General features: G+C 59.4%; 14 protein-coding genes. 11 read left to right on the forward strand and 3 right to left on the reverse strand.

Features of this window, described 5'->3' with window-relative positions; genetic code table 11:
* Positions 1-162: 162 nt before the first annotated feature.
* From dusB to hflX, 9 genes are all read left to right on the forward strand, one after another.
* Positions 163-1,137 carry a tRNA dihydrouridine synthase DusB gene (dusB, locus tag VDP61_RS15310; protein WP_416236546.1) on the forward strand — a complete coding sequence of 325 codons (975 nt, stop codon included), beginning with the start codon at positions 163-165 and terminating at the stop codon, positions 1,135-1,137.
* Positions 1,134-2,225, forward strand: coding sequence for a two-component system sensor histidine kinase NtrB (locus VDP61_RS15315; RefSeq protein WP_323007733.1), 1,092 nt, complete (start codon positions 1,134-1,136; stop codon positions 2,223-2,225). Before dusB ends, VDP61_RS15315 begins: the two co-directional genes overlap by 4 nt.
* A gap of 3 nt (positions 2,226-2,228) precedes the next feature.
* Positions 2,229-3,593, forward strand: a complete 1,365-nt coding sequence (locus VDP61_RS15320) for a response regulator (RefSeq protein ID WP_323007734.1) — start codon at positions 2,229-2,231, stop codon at positions 3,591-3,593.
* Positions 3,594-3,677: 84 nt separating this feature from the next.
* Positions 3,678-5,921, forward strand: a complete 2,244-nt coding sequence (locus tag VDP61_RS15325) for a PAS domain-containing sensor histidine kinase (protein ID WP_323007735.1) — start codon at positions 3,678-3,680, stop codon at positions 5,919-5,921.
* The gene (locus VDP61_RS15330; protein WP_323007736.1) at positions 5,918-7,333 is read left to right on the forward strand and encodes a sigma-54 dependent transcriptional regulator; all 1,416 of its coding nucleotides are present in this window, start codon (positions 5,918-5,920) and stop codon (positions 7,331-7,333) included. The genes VDP61_RS15325 and VDP61_RS15330 overlap by 4 nt, the downstream gene beginning before the upstream one ends.
* A gap of 75 nt (positions 7,334-7,408) precedes the next feature.
* On the forward strand, positions 7,409-8,785 hold the full coding sequence (gene trkA, locus VDP61_RS15335) for a Trk system potassium transporter TrkA (RefSeq protein ID WP_323007737.1): 1,377 nt from the start codon (positions 7,409-7,411) through the stop codon (positions 8,783-8,785).
* Positions 8,786-8,794: 9 nt separating this feature from the next.
* Complete coding sequence (locus VDP61_RS15340) at positions 8,795-10,312, forward strand: TrkH family potassium uptake protein (protein ID WP_323007774.1); 1,518 nt, start codon at positions 8,795-8,797, stop codon at positions 10,310-10,312.
* A gap of 142 nt (positions 10,313-10,454) precedes the next feature.
* Positions 10,455-10,688: an RNA chaperone Hfq gene (gene hfq / locus VDP61_RS15345; protein ID WP_022704857.1), complete on the forward strand. Its 234-nt coding sequence runs from the start codon at positions 10,455-10,457 to the stop codon at positions 10,686-10,688.
* Between the two features lie 47 nt (positions 10,689-10,735).
* Complete coding sequence (gene hflX / locus VDP61_RS15350; RefSeq protein ID WP_323007775.1) at positions 10,736-12,022, forward strand: GTPase HflX; 1,287 nt, start codon at positions 10,736-10,738, stop codon at positions 12,020-12,022.
* Positions 12,023-12,173: 151 nt separating this feature from the next.
* Here hflX and VDP61_RS15355 read toward each other — a convergent pair whose 3' ends face one another.
* Positions 12,174-14,633 (reverse strand): penicillin acylase family protein, encoded by a 2,460-nt coding sequence (locus VDP61_RS15355; protein WP_323007738.1) that lies wholly within the window; start codon positions 14,631-14,633, stop codon positions 12,174-12,176.
* An 81-nt stretch (positions 14,634-14,714) separates the two neighbouring features.
* Between VDP61_RS15355 and VDP61_RS15360 the strand changes: the two genes are divergently transcribed.
* Positions 14,715-15,578, forward strand: a complete 864-nt coding sequence (locus tag VDP61_RS15360; protein WP_323007739.1) for an NAD(P)-dependent oxidoreductase — start codon at positions 14,715-14,717, stop codon at positions 15,576-15,578.
* A 127-nt stretch (positions 15,579-15,705) separates the two neighbouring features.
* Here VDP61_RS15360 and VDP61_RS15365 read toward each other — a convergent pair whose 3' ends face one another.
* Together VDP61_RS15365 and hemB are read right to left on the reverse strand one after the other, a co-directional pair.
* Entirely contained in the window at positions 15,706-16,266 is a 561-nt protein-coding gene (locus tag VDP61_RS15365) for a YSC84-related protein (protein ID WP_323007740.1), read from the reverse strand.
* A 217-nt stretch (positions 16,267-16,483) separates the two neighbouring features.
* Positions 16,484-17,488: a porphobilinogen synthase gene (hemB, locus tag VDP61_RS15370; protein WP_323007741.1), complete on the reverse strand. Its 1,005-nt coding sequence runs from the start codon at positions 17,486-17,488 to the stop codon at positions 16,484-16,486.
* A 151-nt stretch (positions 17,489-17,639) separates the two neighbouring features.
* Between hemB and VDP61_RS15375 the strand changes: the two genes are divergently transcribed.
* Entirely contained in the window at positions 17,640-18,170 is a 531-nt protein-coding gene (locus tag VDP61_RS15375) for a component of SufBCD complex (protein ID WP_323007776.1), read from the forward strand.
* The last annotated feature ends 4 nt before the right edge of the window (positions 18,171-18,174 follow it).

Consider the following 18,174-nt stretch of genomic DNA (forward strand, 5'->3'; position numbering starts at 1 on the left):
AGGGGATGTCTGGGGCAAGAGCAATCCGAGCTGCGACAAAGCGGCATGATTAAAATTTAGGCGGTGCTGGCATTTTAATCATCGCCTGCTGTGCTAGTGTTTGTCTTTCCTGCGGCACAGGGCTAGGTACAGCAGGCAAGAGACATAACAAGGCTGCTTCGCGTGCAACTCGGCCCTATCACCCTGACCCCGCCTGTCTTGCTGGCCCCGCTGGCGGGCATCACCGACCTGCCATTCCGTCGGCTGGTTGCGGGCTTTGGTGCGGGGTTGGTGGTGTCGGAAATGGTCGCCAGCCAAGAGGTGGTGCAAGCCCGCCCACTGGCGCGTGCGCGGGCAGAACTGGGGTTTGACCAGCAGGCAACTTCGGTACAACTGGCCGGGCGCGATGCCTATTGGATGGCCGAGGCCGCGCGCTATGTCGAGGCACAGGGCGCGCAGATCATTGACATAAACATGGGCTGCCCGGCCAAAAAGGTGACAACAGGCTATTCGGGCTCGGCGCTGATGAAAGACCCCGATCATGCCCTTGGCCTGATAGAGGCGGTGGTGGCGGCAGTTTCGGTGCCAGTCACGCTGAAAACCCGGCTTGGCTGGGATGAGGGCATGCTGAATGCGCCCGAGATTGCCCGACGGGCAGAAGCCGCGGGCATTGCGATGATCACCATTCATGGCCGCACACGCTGCCAGTTTTACAAAGGCACCGCTGATTGGGCCGCAATTGCGCGGGTGAAACAGGCCGTATCAATTCCCGTGATCGCCAATGGCGATATTCTTGGGCCGATCGAGGCGCGGGCTGCGCTGCGCGCCTCGGGGGCCGATGGCGTGATGGTGGGGCGCGGGGCGCAGGGGCGGCCCTGGGCGCTGGCCGTGATTGCCGCCGATCTGTTCGGCACGGCTGCGCCCATCATCCCGCAAGGGGCCGCTTTCGGTGATCTCGTGGTTGGGCATTATGAGGCTATGCTGGGGTTTTACGGTGCAGAGCTTGGCGTAAAGGTCGCGCGCAAGCATCTGGGGTGGTATCTGGAGACAGCGGGGCTGTGTGCGGCGCGAGGCCGGATCATGGTCGAGGCCAACCCCGCGCGGGTTGTGACCGAACTGCATGCGGCTTTTGCCGATGCACAACAGGTGGCCGCATGATCACCGCAGACGGGGGGCCAGAACCGGGGGCGTTTTGGGCGTGCTTGCCACTGCCGGCGTTGCTGATAGATGCCGAAGGTGTGGTGGCCGCGATGAACCCGGCGGCAGAGCTGTTCCTGAACCTGTCGGCGCGCCACCTGAAAGGCCAGGCCTTGTTGGAGCGGTTGCATATCGACGCACCAATGGAAGAGGCAATGGCACGGGTGCGGATCAATCAAGCTGCCGTCGTGATCAATGATGTCGAGCTTACCACCGGCGAACGCGCGCCGGTGCAATGCCAGATCCAGATCGCGCCGCTGCGCGACGAGCGTGACTTGTCCATGGTGCTGATTTCACCGCGCGACATCACAGACCGGCTGGGGCGTTCATCTGCCGGAAAGGCTGCGGCCAGATCGGCGATCGGGATGGCGGAAATGCTGGCGCATGAAATCGAAAATCCGCTGGCAGGGATTTCGGGTGCGGCGCAACTTCTGGCGATGAACCTGTCAGCCGAGGACCGGGAGCTGTCTGACCTGATCGTCGAGGAAACCCGGCGGATAGTAAAACTGCTGGAGCAGGTCGAGCAGTTCGGAAACCTGCGCGCCCCGCAACGGCAATCGGTCAACCTGCATGACGCGCTGGACCGCGCGCGCCGTTCGGCCTTGGTGGGCTTTGCAAGGCATATGGTGATCATCGAGGATTACGACCCTTCATTGCCAAACACCTATGCCGATTCCGATCAGTTGATGCAGGTGTTCTTGAACCTGATCAAAAATGCCGCCGAGGCTTTGGGCCCGGCAGGCGGCACCATCCGGCTGCGTACCTTTTATGACCTGTCTTTGCGGCTGCGGCACAAAGATGGGTCTGGCAACCCGCTGGCATTGCAGGTGGAAATTATCGACGATGGCCCCGGATTGCCGCCGGGCATTGCCGATAATGTCTTTGAACCCTTTGTCTCGGGGCGTGAAAACGGCACCGGGCTGGGGCTGGCGCTGGTGTCCAGAATCATTGCAGATCATGAAGGCTGGGTCGCGGCAGAGTCTGTTCCGGGCCGTACCGTGTTCCGGGTATCCTTGCCTTTGGCTGCCAAGAATATTGCAGGAGTTTAGGCCATGGATGGCACCGTTCTTGTCGCCGATGATGATCGCACGATCCGCACGGTTCTGACCCAGGCGCTGACCCGCGCGGGCTGCAAGGTGCATGCCACCTCCAGCCTGACGACGCTGATGCGCTGGGTCGAAGAAGGCAAAGGCGATCTGGTGATTTCCGATGTGATGATGCCGGATGGTAATGGGCTTGCCGCGCTGCCCCTGATTGCCAAACTGCGCCCCGGCCTGCCGGTAATCATCATCTCGGCGCAAAATAATATCATGACAGCGATTCAGGCGGCAGAGGCGGCGGCCTATGATTATTTGCCAAAGCCGTTTGATCTGCCTGATCTGATGAAGCGCGCAGCCCGCGCATTGGCGCTGAAGCGCCGCATGCCACAGCCGGCCACGCCGCCGCGCAGCGTGGGCGATGACTTGCCTTTGGTGGGCCGGACCGCCGTGATGCAATCGCTGTATCGCTTGGTCGCGCGGGTGATGAATGCCGATCTTGCGGTGCTGATCACGGGCGAATCCGGCACCGGAAAATCGCTGATTGCCCGTGCCATCCACGATTTTTCGGATCGCCGCAGCCAGCCGTTTGTGGTGGTGCGCGCGTCGGACCTGACCGAGGGCGAGGCGCCATCTGCCCTGTTGGTCCGCGCCAAAGGTGGCAGCCTGATCTTCGATGAGATTGCGGATTTCGACGATGAGACGCAGGCACGGGTGGTGCGGATGCTGGACGGTCTGGCCGAAAGCGCGCCGCGGGTCATCGCCACGTCGCAATCCGATCTGACCCAGGCGATGGAGGCCGGAACCTTTCGCCCGGATCTGTATTACCGTTTGGGCGGGGTGGTTATTCAGGTCCCCTCTTTGCGCGAACGGGTAGAGGATATTGCGCTTTTGGCCGAGCATTTCCTGACGCGGGGCGCGCGCGACATGGGGGTGCACCGCAAATTGTCAGGCCCAGCCAGTGAGATCGTGCGCGCCTATTCTTGGCCGGGGAATGTGCGGCAGTTGGAAAATGCGGTGCGGCGGTTGTTGGCAACTTCGGCAGAGCCCGAAATCGCTAGGTCCGAGATTGAAATGATGCTCCGCAATCAGCCTGCGGTGGAGCCGCAGCGCGCGGGCCATGACGGTGAAAAACTTTCGGCCGCAGTCGCACGGCATTTGCAGCGGTATTTTGATCTGCATGGCGGGGTGTTGCCGCCACCTGGGGTTTACGCCCGCATCTTGCGCGAATTCGAGGCGCCTCTGATCGAAATCGCTTTGGACGCAACAGCCGGAAATCAGGCTAAATGTGCCGATTTACTGGGCATCAACCGCAATACTTTGCGTAAAAAGATCGCAGAGCTGGAAATTCGCGTGACACGGCGGCGCAAGTTGATGTAAAACTGCCACAGCAAGCGTGGCTTTGGGAACACCCTGAAAACCCATCTTGAAACAGCGCTGGGGGTATCGGATTTGTCGGCAGTGATGCGAAGCAACACCTGGCTGCGGCTATCGCGTCTGCGCCGGCAACGGCGGTTTCAGACCATCATGACCTTTGTTCTGGTCACCTTGGGGCCAGTGTTGGCTTTTGCAACCTTCATGGCGCTTGGCCCCTTTGACCAGGGGGCGACATCGCTGTTTCTGCGGCTGATCTTGCTGGCGGATCTGGTCTATGTGCTGGTGGTTGCCTCGCTGGTGCTGGCGCGGGTGTCGCGGATGATTTCGGACCGCCGCAGCCAATCGGCAGGGTCGCGGCTGCATCTGCGCATGTCGGGGATATTTGCAGCGCTTGCCCTGACGCCAACCGTTCTGGTGGCGGTTTTTGCCACGATCACTTTCAACGTGGGGCTGGAGGGATGGTTTTCCGAGCGTGTGCGCGCGGTTGTCGGCAATTCACTGGCCGCCGCGCAGGCCTATGATGGCGAGCATCGCCGCGATTTGAACGAAGACGTGGAAAGCCTTGCAGCCTATTTGAACGTCGCCAAGCAAAGCACGTTTTTCCTGGCCGATGATCAACTGCGTCCCTTGCTAACCCAGGGCCAGGCCGTGATTCAGCGCGGATTGAAAGAGGCGTATCTGATTGATGGCGCTGGCCAGCTCAAGACCCGAGGAGAGCGGTCGTATCTGTTTGATTTCGAACCCCTGACCGAGGACCAAATCACGCGCGCCCGCGATGGCGAGATCGTGCTGATTGAGGATTGGCCGAACAACGAGTTGCGAGCGTTGATTTTTCTGACCGCCTATGTTGACCGCTTCTTGTATGTCTCGCGCGAGGTGGATGGGAATATCCTGAGCCTTCTGGATGAAACCCGCGAAACCGTGGCGTTGTATCAACAGCTTGAAACGGAACGGGGAAAGCTGTTGTTTGAATTTGGGCTGCTGTATCTGGGCTTTGCCCTGATTCTGATTCTGGCGGCGATCTGGTTGGGCTTGTGGCTGGCGGAACGCCTTTCGCGGCCGATCGGACGGCTGGCGGGGGCAGCCCAAAAGGTTGGCAGCGGTGATTTGAACGTCCAGATTCCCGAGGAAGAGGGCGATGACGAGATTGCCATGATGGGGCGCATGTTCAACCAGATGACGCGGCAACTGAAAGGCCAGCGTGACGCTTTGGTGGAAAGCAACGTCAAGACCGAAGGCCGCAGGCGGTTGTTTGATTCCGTATTGTCCTCGGTTACGGCGGGGGTGATCGGGCTTGATGCCGATGGCCGGGTGGATTTCGTGAACCGGGCCGCTGAGCGTTTGCTGGATATGCAAGGCGGTGGCCATGGCCATAGTATTTTCACGCTTGTTCCGGAATTTGACCCTCTTTTCCGCAAGGTACGCGAAGGACTTGGTGTATCGGTTCAAGAAGAGCTTCGCGTGACCCGCAAGGGGCGGATGGAAAGCCTGCTGGTGCGTATGAGCGTTCGGCGCTCGGATACCGGGGCATTGGAAGGCTATGTGGTGGCCTTTGACGATGTGACCGACCTGGTGTCGGCGCAGCGCATGGCGGCCTGGGGCGATGTCGCCCGCCGTATCGCCCATGAAATCAAGAACCCGCTGACGCCCATTCAGCTTTCTGCCGAGCGGATCAAGCGCAAATTCGGCCCCCTGCTGGGCGATCAAGCGACTGACCTGAACCAGTATGCGGATGTTATTATTCGTCAAACCAATGACTTGCGGCGCATTGTTGATGAATTTTCCAAATTTGCCCGCATGCCCGAACCGGTGCGCCGAGAGGAAGATATTACCAGAATCCTCAAGGATGCGGTGATGCTGCAAGAGGCCGGTCACCCAAATGTGCAGTTTGTGACTGATATTGCCGAAGGCCCGATCTTGATGGATCTGGACGCGACCATGATTTCACAAGCGTTGATAAACTTGATTAAGAATGGCAGCGAAGCTACTGAAACATATATGGAAAAAAATTCCAGCATTGGGTTTGTGCCCGAAATTCGGATTGCGCTTGCGGCACAGGCCGACCATGTTGTGATCCATATTGCCGACAATGGGGTTGGCCTGCCGCCCGACAGGGCCCGGCTGTTTGAACCCTATGTGACCACGCGCGAAAAAGGCACCGGCCTTGGCCTGCCGATCGTGAAGAAAATCATCGAAGAGCATGGCGGTACGCTGGCGCTTTTGGATGCGGAACAATTCGAGGGAAACACCCATTCCGGGGCTGTTGCTGAAATCAGCCTGCCACGGCTTCGGGCAAGAAACGCGGGCCGCAAGGCCGAGGGGGAAATATGAGCAGTATTCTGATTGTCGATGACGAACGCGATATCCGTGAGTTGATCGGCGATATCTTGAAAGATGAAGGCTTTGCCGTCCGTTTGGCTGGAAATTCAGATGATTGCATGGCCGAGATCGCGGCCGAGGCGCCCTCGCTGATGATCCTCGATATCTGGCTGAAAGACAGCCAGATGGATGGGATCGACATTCTGAAAACCGTGAAACGCGACAATCCGGATGTGCCTGTGGTGATCATTTCCGGCCATGGCAATATTGAAATTGCGGTCGCAGCGATCAAGCAGGGGGCGTATGATTTCATTGAAAAGCCCTTTAATATCGACCAGCTCATGGTGGTCGTCAGCCGGGCCATGGAAACCAGCCGGTTGCGGCGTGAAAATACCGATTTACGGCGCCGTGATGTGGCATCTTCTGACATGATTGGATCAAGTACAGCGTATAAAACACTGAAATCACAGCTGGAAAAGGTTACAAAGTCGAATGGTCGGGTGATGTTGACAGGGCCCGCCGGCGCAGGAAAAGAGCTGGCAGCACGCTTTATCCACAGCAATTCCAACCGGGCTTCAGCCCCCTTTGTCACTGTGACCTCGGCGACGATTGAACCGGAACGTATGGAAGAGGTTCTGTTTGGCCGTGAAACAGCGGAACGTGGGATCGAGCAGGGTTTGCTGGAGCAGGCGCATGGCGGCGTGGTCTATTTTGACGAGGTGGCAGAAATGCCCCTTGGCACCCAGACCAAAATCTTGCGGGTGCTGGTGGATCAGCAGTTCACCCGCGTTGGCGGCGTGGACAAGGTGCGCGTCGACCTGCGCGTCATTTCGTCTACCACCCGGAATTTGCAGGCTGAAATTGCCGCTGGCCGGTTTCGGCAGGAATTGTTTGACCGCCTGAACGTGGTGCCGATTGCGGTGCCAAGCCTCGAGGACAGGCGCGAGGATATTCCCGAACTGACCAGCTATTTCATTGATATGTTCCACCGAACCCAGGGCCTGCCGATGCGCCGCCTGACGCCCGACGCCGAGGCGATGCTGCAAACCATGCAATGGCCGGGCAACGTGCGCCAGCTTCGCAATGTGATCGAGCGGGTCTTGATTTTGGGCGATGGCGCAGGTGTTGTCGATGTAAAGGAACTGCCGGGAAATGAGCCTGCAAGCCGTCAGGATGGTCGTCTGGTGCTGGGCGGGGCGCTGGCAACCTTGCCGCTGCGCGAGGCGCGCGAGCTGTTTGAAAAGGAATATCTGCTGACCCAGATCAACCGTTTCGGCGGCAATATCAGCCGCACCGCCAGTTTTGTCGGGATGGAGCGCAGCGCCTTGCACCGCAAGCTGAAATCACTGGGCGTGGTCACCACCAGCAAGTCGGGCGCCCGTATGGCCCGGCTGGAGGAAAGCGCCGAGGATGAGGACGATTGATCCAGCCCAGATTGACCATTCCGGCCAGTTCTGCCAGACAGGGGCACAAATGCCGCGACCACGGAGAACAGGCCCATGAAAGTTATCATCTGCGGTGCGGGGCAGGTGGGCTGGCAGATCGCGCGCCACCTTTCGGGGGAAAACAACGATGTGACAGTCGTTGATTTCAACGCCGATCTGGTGCGCAGGGCCACCGATACGCTGGATGTGCAGGGCATTGTCGGCTTTGCCAGCTACCCCGATGTTCTGGCACGGGCAGGGGCGCGCGATGCGGATATGATCATCGCCGCGACCCATTCGGATGAGGTGAATATGGTCACCTGTCAGGTCGCGCATTCGGTGTTTTCCATTCCCCGCAAAATCGCACGCTTGCGGGCGCAAAGCTATCTGGATGCGATTTACGCCGATCTTTACCGCCGCGACCACATGCCGATTGACGTGGTGATCAGCCCGGAAAAAGAAGTCGCCGAGGCGGCCTTGCAGCGGCTTGCCGCCCCCGCCACCTTTGACACGGAAAGCTTTATGGGTGGCAAGGCCCAGCTACTGGGCATCGTGCTGGATAGTGATTGCCCGGTGCTGAACACGTCCTTGCGGCAATTGTCGGAACTGTTTTCCACCCTGCGCGCCATCGTTGTCGGTGTGCGCCGCGATGAGCGGCTGTTTGCCCCCAACGCGGGGGACCAGCTTTTTGCTGGCGACCGGATTTATGTGTTTTCTCATACCGAAGACCTGAACCGCACGTTGGAGATTTTTGGTAAAACCACACGAAAACAAGAACGTATCGTGATTGTTGGCGGTGGGAATGTGGGCCTTGCGGTCGCGCGCGCCCTTGAGGCGCGGACCGAACGGATGCGCGCCAAGATCATCGAGAAAAGCCGCCCCCGCGCCGAAAAGGCAGCAGACGGGCTGGAGCGAACGATTGTTTTGAACGGCGATGGCATGGATATGGATGTCTTGCTGGAGGCCGGGATCGACCGCGCCGATGCCGTCCTTGCCGTTACTGATGACGATAAAACCAATCTGCTGGTGGCCGTGCGCGCCAAACAGGCGGGGTGCCACATGGCGATTGCCTTGGTCAATGACCCGACCTTGGTACCTTTGATGGCGGCGCTTGATATCGACGCTTTCATCAATCCGCGGGCAACGACCGTTTCTTCTATTCTGCGCCATATCCGGCACGGGCGCGTGCGCGCGATCTATTCGATTGGCGACGCCGAGGCGGAAATGATCGAGGCGCAGGTTTTGTCGACGTCACCGCTGGCGGGCAAGCTGATCCGCGACACAGAGTTCCCCGAAGGTGTGCTGGTCGGTGCGGTGATGAAGGGCGACAAGGTGTTCAAACCGACTGGCGATCTGCGCATGGAAGAGGGCGATGTGATTGCGCTGTTTTGCATGGCCAAGGATGTGCCAGAGGTGGAGCGTCTGTTGCAAGTCTCCGTCGATTTTTTCTGAACCGATATGATGCGGCGCATCCTTGAATTACCGCTGCTTGTCGTCCTTTCGGGGGTCGGTTCTTTGGCGATGCTGTTGCCTGCCGCCCATGCTGCGGCCTTTTCAAATTTTGTGGTCGCGCGGCCTTTTTTCTACGGCGCGATCATGTTTTTCTTGCTGTCGGTGCTGGTCGGGATTGCGACTTCAAACTTTCGGCCCCGATTGGTGGCGCGCAGCCAGTTGGCAGCGTTGGTGGGGGCCTATATCTGGTTGCCGATCCTGTTTGCGATCCCCTTTGATCAGGCGGTGAAAGATACCACCTTCACCAATGCGTGGTTTGAAATGGTGTCGTCTTTCACCACAACCGGGGTCACGCAATATGATACGCCTGCGCGCTTGTCGCCGTCGCTGCATTTGTGGCGGGCGCTGGTTGGCTGGCTGGGCGGCTTTTTCGTGCTGATGTCGGCGGTGGCGATCCTGGCCCCGCTGAATCTTGGCGGGGTTGAGGTGCTTTCGGGCCGGGTGCCGGGCCGAGGTGCCAAAGGCGCGGCGCAGATCACCCATGCGGCGGGTCCCGCTGACCGGATGATCCGCCATTCGATCACATTGTTCCCGGCATATTTTGGGCTGACGCTGGTGCTGTGGGTGTTGTTGTTGATGGCCGGAGAAACCGGAATGACGGCGTTTTGTTACGCGCTTTCAACACTTTCGACCAGCGGCATTACCAACGGGCAACCGATGAGCACCGCCGCTGGCGGGCTTTTATCCGAGGTGCTGGTGTTCGTGTTCATGTCCCTTGCCCTGACCCGGCGCAGCATGCCCGGCGCGGTGTTGACCGACAGAAACCGCCCGATCTTTGACGATCACGAGGTCAGGCTGGCCGCATTTTTTCTGATCTTGGTGCCGGGCTTGCTGTTTTTGCGGCATTGGCTGGGGGCCTTTGCCGCCGATGATGTCTTGAACTTTCGGGCCGCGTTTAACGCGTTGTGGGGCGGGCTGTTTACCACAATGTCATTCCTGACGACGACAGGGTTTGAAAGTGCGGATTGGCAAGATGCGCGGCAATGGTCCGGCCTTAATAGCCCGGGGCTGGTGCTGGTGGGGCTTGCCATGATGGGCGGCGGTGTTGCGACGACTGCGGGCGGGCTGAAGCTGCTGCGCGTCTATGCATTGGCGCGCCACGGCGAGCGCGAGATGGAACGGCTGGTTCATCCCACCTCTATCGGTGGTGGCGGCGATAGCGAGCGTCAGTTGCGCCAGGGCGGTGCCTATGTCGCCTGGATTTTTTTCATGCTCTATGCCATGACCTTTGCCATCGTGGTTGCCGCGCTGTCATTGCGCGGGCTGGGGTTTGAGCAAAGCCTGGTGCTGACGGTGGCGGCGGTGACCACCACCGGCCCGTTGGCGGTGATGGCATCCGAGGTGCCGCTGCGGATGATCGAGCTGTCCCTTTCGGAAAAGCTGATATTGGGCGGGGCGATGGTGGTGGGCCGGGTGGAAATTCTGGCGATTCTTGCGCTTTTGTCGCCCGGAGTGTGGCGCAGGTAAGACGATCTGCAATCGGTGACATGAATTGCGCTGTTTTTGGGCTGGCAACTCGCATAAAGCCGTTTCATAGTGAAAATATGAACCTTCGGGGCTAAACCGCAGGCAAAACCGGTAACCAAAAGAAAAAAAAGGCAATGCAATAATGGCTTCCGATAAACAAAATCTTCAAGATGCATTTCTGAACCATGTTCGCAAGGCGAAGGTTCCAGTGACAATTTTCCTGATCAATGGCGTCAAACTTCAAGGCGTCATCACTTGGTTTGATAATTTCTGTGTGCTTTTGCGCCGGGATGGGCAGTCGCAGCTTGTCTATAAGCACGCGATTTCAACCATAATGCCGGGTGCGCCGATCAGCTTGTATGAAGGCGAAGAATAGATTTGGAACCGGATGATCACGACGAGGATGATGGGTTCTCGGTTTCTCTGCGCCTGTCTGGCCATGATACGCGGGCCGAGCAGACGCGTGCCTATGTGCTGCACCCCGATCTGAAATCGGTTCGCACGCGGCGGTTGCCGGAACACGGGCTGGCCGAAGCAACGGCTTTGGCGGGGGCTTTGCCGGGGCTGGAAGTTGTGGGCGGCGAAGTGGTGCGGCTGGCCAAGCGGTTGCCGGGCACGTTGTTCGGCACCGGAAAAGTGGCAGAGCTGAAGGCACGGTTGCAGGATCTGGATGTTGGGCTGGTTTTGATCGACGGTCAGGTAACGCCCGTCCAGCAACGCAATCTGGAAGAGGAATGGGGCGTCAAGCTGCTGGACCGGACCGGGTTGATCCTTGAGATTTTCGCGGATCGGGCCCGGACCCGTGAAGGCGTGCTTCAGGTTGAACTGGCAGCGCTTTCCTATCAGCGAACCCGCCTGGTGCGCGCCTGGACCCATCTGGAGCGGCAACGCGGCGGTTTTGGCTTTGTCGGCGGGCCGGGGGAAACCCAGATCGAATCGGATCGCCGTGCGATTGATGATCAGGTGGTTCGAATCCGGCGGCAACTTGAAAAGGTTGTGAAAACCCGCGAATTGCACCGTGCGGCGCGGCGCAAGGTGCCGTTTCCCATGGTGGCTTTGGTCGGCTATACCAATGCGGGCAAATCAACGCTGTTCAATCGCATCACCGGCGCGGATGTTCTGGCCGAAGACATGCTTTTTGCCACGCTGGACCCAACCATGCGGGGGATGGTACTGCCGAACGGCGACAAGGTGATTTTATCCGATACTGTGGGGTTCATTTCGGACCTGCCGACCCAACTTGTCGCGGCTTTTCGGGCCACACTGGAGGAGGTGCTGGAGGCCGATCTGATCTTGCATGTCCGCGATATCAGCCACCCGGAATCGGCCGAACAGGCCGCGGATGTGGCGGAAATCCTGGGGTCGCTTGGCGTAAAGGCTGAGACGCCACAGTTCGAGATCTGGAACAAGCTGGATCTGGTCGATGAAACTGCCAAGGCCACGCTGGAGGCGCAGGCCGAAAAGTCAGCGCATATATTTGCCCTTTCGGCGCTGACCGGGCGCGGGATTGCAGCATTGCTGGCGGCGGTTGCAAAAGCGTTTGAAGCCGTCAGAGCCGAGGCTGACCTGACTCTGGATTTCAGCAAAGGCAAGGAACATGCCTGGCTTCATTCAGAAGGTGTGATCCTGAACGAGGCCCTGACCGATAGCGGCTGGAACCTTCGGGTAAGCTGGACGGAACGGCAGGAAAAAGCCTTTCTGGCGCTTTGACAGCGCGCGGGGCGAAACCGCTGTTGTCGCCAAAGCGTTTTCGGTTCTTGGTGTAACCAGCCTGGCGCGCGCCTCAATTCAAGCTGAAAACGCCAAGGCCCCCCTGGATAAACCTGCGCCCCCACATGCAGCCTGCGTGTGGGGGCGTGTTTCAATTCGGCAGCAAATGCGTTATGCCCACCGCCGCTGCCCGTGCAAGTTCGGGATCAAGCGACATCGGAATATATTCCCCACGCCGCCAAAGCACGCCAAGATCGTCGTAATGGCGCGAAAGCGGGTGGCCGGATTGGCCCGTGGACAAGATGAAAACCGAGCTGTCCGGGTCGGCAAAATCATAAACCCCACGATAGCCGGCGCCATGCACGTTCAGGAACGGGTCGGGTTCCTCGCCCGAGGTGCGGCCCCGCATCAGGGTGCTGTCTCCGCCCGAGGTGGACTGTCGCAGGTTGACGAAATAGCGCAGCAGCGGCACATTGCCAAGAACCGGGTGATCATGCGTGGCCTGATGCGCATCACCCCAGCGCCATGTCTCGATGCTGCGGCCATAGCGTTCAGACAGCCGCAGCAGCGCCTCATCCAGGGCGATGCGGGCAATGGCGGGGCAGGTTTCAATTGCGGCGGATTGGATGACATCGCACCATTTTTCCGCGCCATCGGTGTTGCGGAAAACCCGCTCGATAAACACCGGATCGGGGTGTGAAAATTCACTGGCAAGCGGCCCCAGCTCATCCCGGATCAGACGATCCTGAAGCGTGCGCAGCCATTCCGCATAGATCAGCGGCTCGGGCAGATGCTCATTCATCTCGCCGTTCCATTCGGCCAGCAGTTCCAGCGCCTGTTCGCGCAGCCGTTCGGGGGTGCCACTGGGCGAAGGGGTGCCCGTAAACCAAAGATCGCCGCCGATCAGCGGCAATACAGCGCGGGCGACAGGGGAAACAGTATCAAGCTGCGCCTCGATAAAGCTTTCACGGGTGTGAACCTCGCGGGTTTTCATCAGGGTCAACCAGCGTTGGATGCGGTGCGTATCGCCCCAGGTAAAGCTGATATTATCGGGGAAAGGCGCATCGGTGGTTTTGTTGTTGGTGTTGCCAAGCAGGCCCGAGGTCGGATTCAGCACCCCCAGGTTTTGTGCATAATCTTGCATGCCATCCCAGCGATTTTGCAGCTTGTCGCCGGGGCTGGGCATGCGGCCCATGGTTTCATGCGCGGGGTTGCGGTTTGGTACCGCGCCGATAAGCTGAAAGGCGACGGCGTCCCGGTCGGCCAGCATCAGGTTTTGCGACGGCGCGATATACAGACGACCCGCCTCGATAGCCTCGGCGATAGAGCGTGATTTCATCAGGCGGATGGCCGCCGTCATCGAGGTGTCATTGGCCGAAAGCCCCGTCCATTCCAGCGCCGCGACATGGCCAGCGGGGGTGACGGTGGCAAGGTTGTAATGGCTGCCCGGCAGCACTGGCCCCGCTTCGGACCAACGCAGGGTGATGGTGACGGGATCGCTGTCTTTGACGGTGATGATGGAACGGCGGCTGGTAAAGTTCTTCCACCCCGCGCCGCTGTCATATTGTTCGGGATTGTCGGGGTTGATGCGTTCCATCACCACGTCTTGATCATCCAGGTAAGACGAGGTGAGGCCCCAGCCCAAAGCCTCGGACCGGCCGATCAGAATGGCTGGAACGCCGGGGATGGTGGCCCCGATAACGCCACCAGAGGCAAATTCAAGCCGGGCAAGATACCACAGGGTTGGGGCGGTGAATTGCAGATGCGGGTCATTGGCCAGCAGTGAGCCGCCCGCCGCCGACCGTTCGGGGGCGGCCGCCCAGGCGTTTGACGCACCAGCAAATGCGCCGGATTTGAAGGGAGACAGCGGGTCTTGTGCCTGTCGGAACGGAAAACCACCGGGAATCGGGCCGGGCATCAGGCTGGCATAATCGGGCAGGGCAGTTACGGCGCTGCCGGGGGCATCGGGCAGAATGTCATACAGCCGCGCCTCGGGCAGCAGCTTGGAGGTGCGGGCGCGCAGCACTTCGGCCTCAAGATGGCCGGACAGTTGCAGCGCCATAAGCTTGATGATGGCGATGCTGTCGGCGGGTTGCCATGTCGCTATCTCATTGGTAAAAAAGAAAAACTCTGGCGCGCCGCGGCCAAGCGCGCCAAGATTCACCTCGCCTATCCAGGCGTTCACGCCGCGGGAATAGGCATCAAGCGCCGCAAGCGTCGGCGCATCCTGGGCGGCGACGGATTGGCTGGCAAGGGAATAAAGATCATAGCGCCGCAGCAACTCGTCAATCTTCAAGGTGCGTTCGCCAAACACCTCGGACAGACGGCCCTGCGCGGTGCGGCGCAGCATGGTCATTTGCCAAAGCCGATCCTGGGCATGGGCAAAGCCAAGCGCGAAATAGACATCCGCATCGGTGGGGCCAAAGATATGCGGCACATTGGCGTTGTTGCGCACAATTTCCACCTCGCCCGACACCCCGTCAAGCTGGTAGCTGGCGGCATAATCTGGCAGCGAGCGCGACAGAAAGAAATAGGCAATCACCAACGCCAGTGTGGCAAGCGCCAAAAGCGCCATGAAGAGTCGGGATAGCCAGCGAAAGGCAATGAGCATGGACGGTCTTTTCTTGACGGCAGGGTTAGGGTGGTTACCTATGCGATCCAGCAGCGCGATACAATTGGAAGGGTGGAAGCAATGGCAAAAGTGGCATTTTTGGGCTTGGGCGTGATGGGTTTTCCCATGGCGGGGCATCTGGCGGCAGCGGGCCATGAGGTGACGGTGTATAACCGGACGGCAGCAAAGGCCGAATCCTGGGTTGCAAAACACGGCGGGCGTATGGCCGCGACCCCGCGCGAGGCGGCACTCGGGCAAGAGTTCGTGTTGGCCTGTGTCGGTAATGACGACGATCTGCGCGGCATTTGCGGCGGCGCCGATGGGGCCTTTTCCGGGATGGCGAAAGGCGCGATATTCATCGACCATACCACAGTTTCGGCGCAGGTTACGCGTGAACTGCATGGTTTGGCACAGGCGGCGGGCATTGGCTTTGTCGATGCGCCGGTATCCGGGGGCCAGGCGGGGGCCGAAAATGGCGTGTTGTCGGTGATGTGTGGCGGCGATGCCGGGCAATATGCCGCCGCCGAGCCGGTGATTGCGGCTTATGCGCGGATCTGCAAACGGTTGGGGGATACCGGGGCGGGCCAGATTGCCAAGATGATGAACCAGATTTGCATTGCCGGGCTGGTTCAGGGCTTGGCCGAGGCGCTGGCCTTTGGCGAAAAGGCCGGGATGGATTGCAAAGCCGTGGTCGAGGTGATTTCGGGCGGGGCCGCCGGGTCCTGGCAGATGAACAACCGCCACAAACCCATGCTGGACGATCATTTCACCCATGGCTTTGCAGTGGATTGGATGCGCAAGGATCTGGGCATTTGCCTGGCAACCGCAAATGAGATTGGCGCAAGCCTGCCGATTACGGCGCTGGTCGATCAGTTCTACAAGGATGTGCAAAACATGGGCGGCGGCCGCTGGGATACATCCAGCCTTATCAAACGCCTGAAATAGCCGGCTCTGGCCTTGTCTTCGGGATGAGGCCGGAACCGCCCGTTGTGCAGGATCTGATAGCAAGCCTGCACAACCAGGGCGCAGCGTAACCCTGCCCAAAGCGGTTCAACGAAAGCGCGAAAGGCGGTCAGGTTGACGGAATGATCCGCGTGTATTTTGACCCGGCCAGTGTTGCCCCGGCGATCAAACCGGATTGACCAAAGACCAAAGCAATGACCGGGCTGATTTCGGTGGTTTCCTTGCCAAGGCTGGCGCCCTGATCGGGGGTCGCGTAGCGCACTTCGGCCCCCGCAGCCCACCCCGGCGCGCGACGAAAATCACCCAAGGCGGCCTCGGTCAGAAAAAACAGCGCATGTGCATATTGCTGCACGCCGATCTGGAACCCGATGGTTGCGCGGGTGGTCGAATAATAATCCACCGTTACATCATTGATCCGCAGCGCGCCCTGGCCATAGGCGCCGCCAAGCCCGAAACCGGCCTCGGTGATCAGGGGCATGTAAAGCACGCCCGTGCTTTTCTGCGCCAGATCACGGGTGCCGGGGTAGCGGGTGAACAGGAAATCACGGGTGGCATCAACCCGCGCATCCAAGCGCTGAGAACCGCCCCCGCCAACGCCATTGGAACAGCCCGCAAGCGCCACCGACGCGGCCGTCGCGCCCAAAAAACTCCGTCGGTTCAAAAAATTCATATCTCTGCCGCCTCATATACTGCGCCGGTTTTTTTCCCGGTCCCTGATTGCTCAAGTATTGGGCCCCTGCTGCAGTATCGGCGCGCAGCATTTGGACCATTCGCGCCACGCTAGCGCGATTTTGCGGGGCTGTCATCCTTTTGCATGGCTTTTGCATGAGTTTTAAGCGGCTTTTGGGCCGGGCATCGGCCGGGATGCGCGAAATATTGCCGTGATTTCAGCCGTGATCGCCCAAAATCCTTGCCACGCGCGGGGCGAAATAGGACAAAACCCCGTCACAACCGGCCCGGCGGAATGCCATCAGGCTTTCCAACATGACCTTTTCGCCATCAATCCAGCCGTTTTGCGCGGCGGCCATGATCATCGCGTATTCGCCCGACACCTGATAGGCATAGGTCGGCGCGCCGAACGTATCTTTGACGCGCCGGCAAATATCCAGATAGGGAAGCCCCGGCTTGACCATGACCATATCCGCCCCCTCGGTCAGGTCACGTTCAATCAGGTGCATGGCCTCATTCGAATTGGCTGGATTCATCTGATAGGTTTTCTTGTCGCCAACCAAGCGGCTGCCCGCGCCCACCGCATCACGGAACGGGCCGTAAAAGGCCGACGCATATTTCGCGGCATAGGACATGATTGCCACATCGCAATATCCCGCCGTTTCCAGCGCTTGGCGCATGGCGCCGATGCGGCCATCCATCATGTCGGAGGGCCCCAGAATATCGGCCCCCGCCTCGGCCTGCGCCAAAGACATCTTGACAAGCGCCGCAATGGTTTCATCGTTCAAGATGATGCCATCGCGCACCAGCCCATCATGCCCGTTGATATTGTAAGGGTCGAGCGCGACATCGGTCATCACCATCATCTGCGGCACGGCGGCCTTGATGGCGCGGATGGCGGTATTGGCCAGGTTTTCGGGGTTCCAGGCTTCGGCACAATCTTCGGTGCGCAAATCGGGGTCGGTATAGGGAAACAGGCACAGGGCAGGGATGCCAAGCGCTGCGGCCTCTTCGGCGGCCTTGACGATCAGATCAACCGACAGCCGCTCCACGCCGGGCATCGAGGCCACAGCTTCGCGCTGATTGACCCCATCGCGCACAAACAACGGCCAGATCAGATCATTCAGCGAAAGTGAATTTTCCTGTGCCAATCGCCGCAAGCCCTCGGATTTGCGCAGACGACGGAACCGGGTTGCGGGGTATTGACCTGTGGTGGGACGCATCGGCGGCTCCTTTGGCTGTGTTTGATATGCAAGGGGTTACGGCTTTTCTTCTGACTGCCATGGAAACCTGCGCGTCTCAAGGGTAGGAATGACGCAACCGCCCTTTGTGTTCGTCCAAAAGGGTATTGAAACGGATACAAAGGTTGGCCTAGTGGATTGGTATAAAATGGTTTTCGATCTGATCGACTTACGGTCATTTTCGAATTTGTGGTTCTGGATCGCCCTGGCGGTTTTGTGGTCGACGACCAGCCACTGGGTGCTTGGTGTGCCCTTTGACATGGTGGCACGGGCGCGCAAATATGGCGGCGACGCCGCACAGGACCTGCAGGACCTTGTTGCGATAAACACGCGGCGGATGCTGTTTATTGCCCGTGTGTCGGGGCTGTGGCTGATTGCCCTGATGGCATTCATGATCACGGCGCTGGTGATTTTGGGCTTTGTCTACCGGGTTGAATTTGCACAAGCGGTATTTTTGCTTTTGGCCCCGCTGGCGATTGTCGGCGCGCTCAGTCTTGCGACGGCGCAGAGAATTTCAGAGACACAGATGCAGGGGGATGATCTGTACCGCTGCCTGACGCGGCACCGGATGATAGTGCAGGCGATTGGCATGGTGTCAATTTTCATCACGTCGCTTTGGGGAATGTGGCAAAACATGCAAGTCTTTGCAATCTGGCCGAATTAAGCCG

Source organism: Pseudorhodobacter sp. (genome assembly GCF_034675685.1).
Lineage (GTDB): Bacteria > Pseudomonadota > Alphaproteobacteria > Rhodobacterales > Rhodobacteraceae > Pseudorhodobacter.

Coding starts and splice junctions, on each gene's coding strand:
- VDP61_RS15315 (WP_323007733.1), top strand. CDS start 1,134: ATGATCACCGCAGACGGGGGGCCAGAACCGGGGGCGTTTTGGGCGTGC.
- VDP61_RS15320 (WP_323007734.1), top strand. CDS start 2,229: ATGGATGGCACCGTTCTTGTCGCCGATGATGATCGCACGATCCGCACG.
- VDP61_RS15325 (WP_323007735.1), top strand. CDS start 3,678: ATGCGAAGCAACACCTGGCTGCGGCTATCGCGTCTGCGCCGGCAACGG.
- VDP61_RS15330 (WP_323007736.1), top strand. CDS start 5,918: ATGAGCAGTATTCTGATTGTCGATGACGAACGCGATATCCGTGAGTTG.
- trkA (WP_323007737.1), top strand. CDS start 7,409: ATGAAAGTTATCATCTGCGGTGCGGGGCAGGTGGGCTGGCAGATCGCG.
- VDP61_RS15340 (WP_323007774.1), top strand. CDS start 8,795: ATGCGGCGCATCCTTGAATTACCGCTGCTTGTCGTCCTTTCGGGGGTC.
- hfq (WP_022704857.1), top strand. CDS start 10,455: ATGGCTTCCGATAAACAAAATCTTCAAGATGCATTTCTGAACCATGTT.
- VDP61_RS15355 (WP_323007738.1), bottom strand. CDS start 14,633: ATGCTCATTGCCTTTCGCTGGCTATCCCGACTCTTCATGGCGCTTTTG.
- VDP61_RS15360 (WP_323007739.1), top strand. CDS start 14,715: ATGGCAAAAGTGGCATTTTTGGGCTTGGGCGTGATGGGTTTTCCCATG.
- VDP61_RS15365 (WP_323007740.1), bottom strand. CDS start 16,266: ATGAATTTTTTGAACCGACGGAGTTTTTTGGGCGCGACGGCCGCGTCG.
- hemB (WP_323007741.1), bottom strand. CDS start 17,488: ATGCGTCCCACCACAGGTCAATACCCCGCAACCCGGTTCCGTCGTCTG.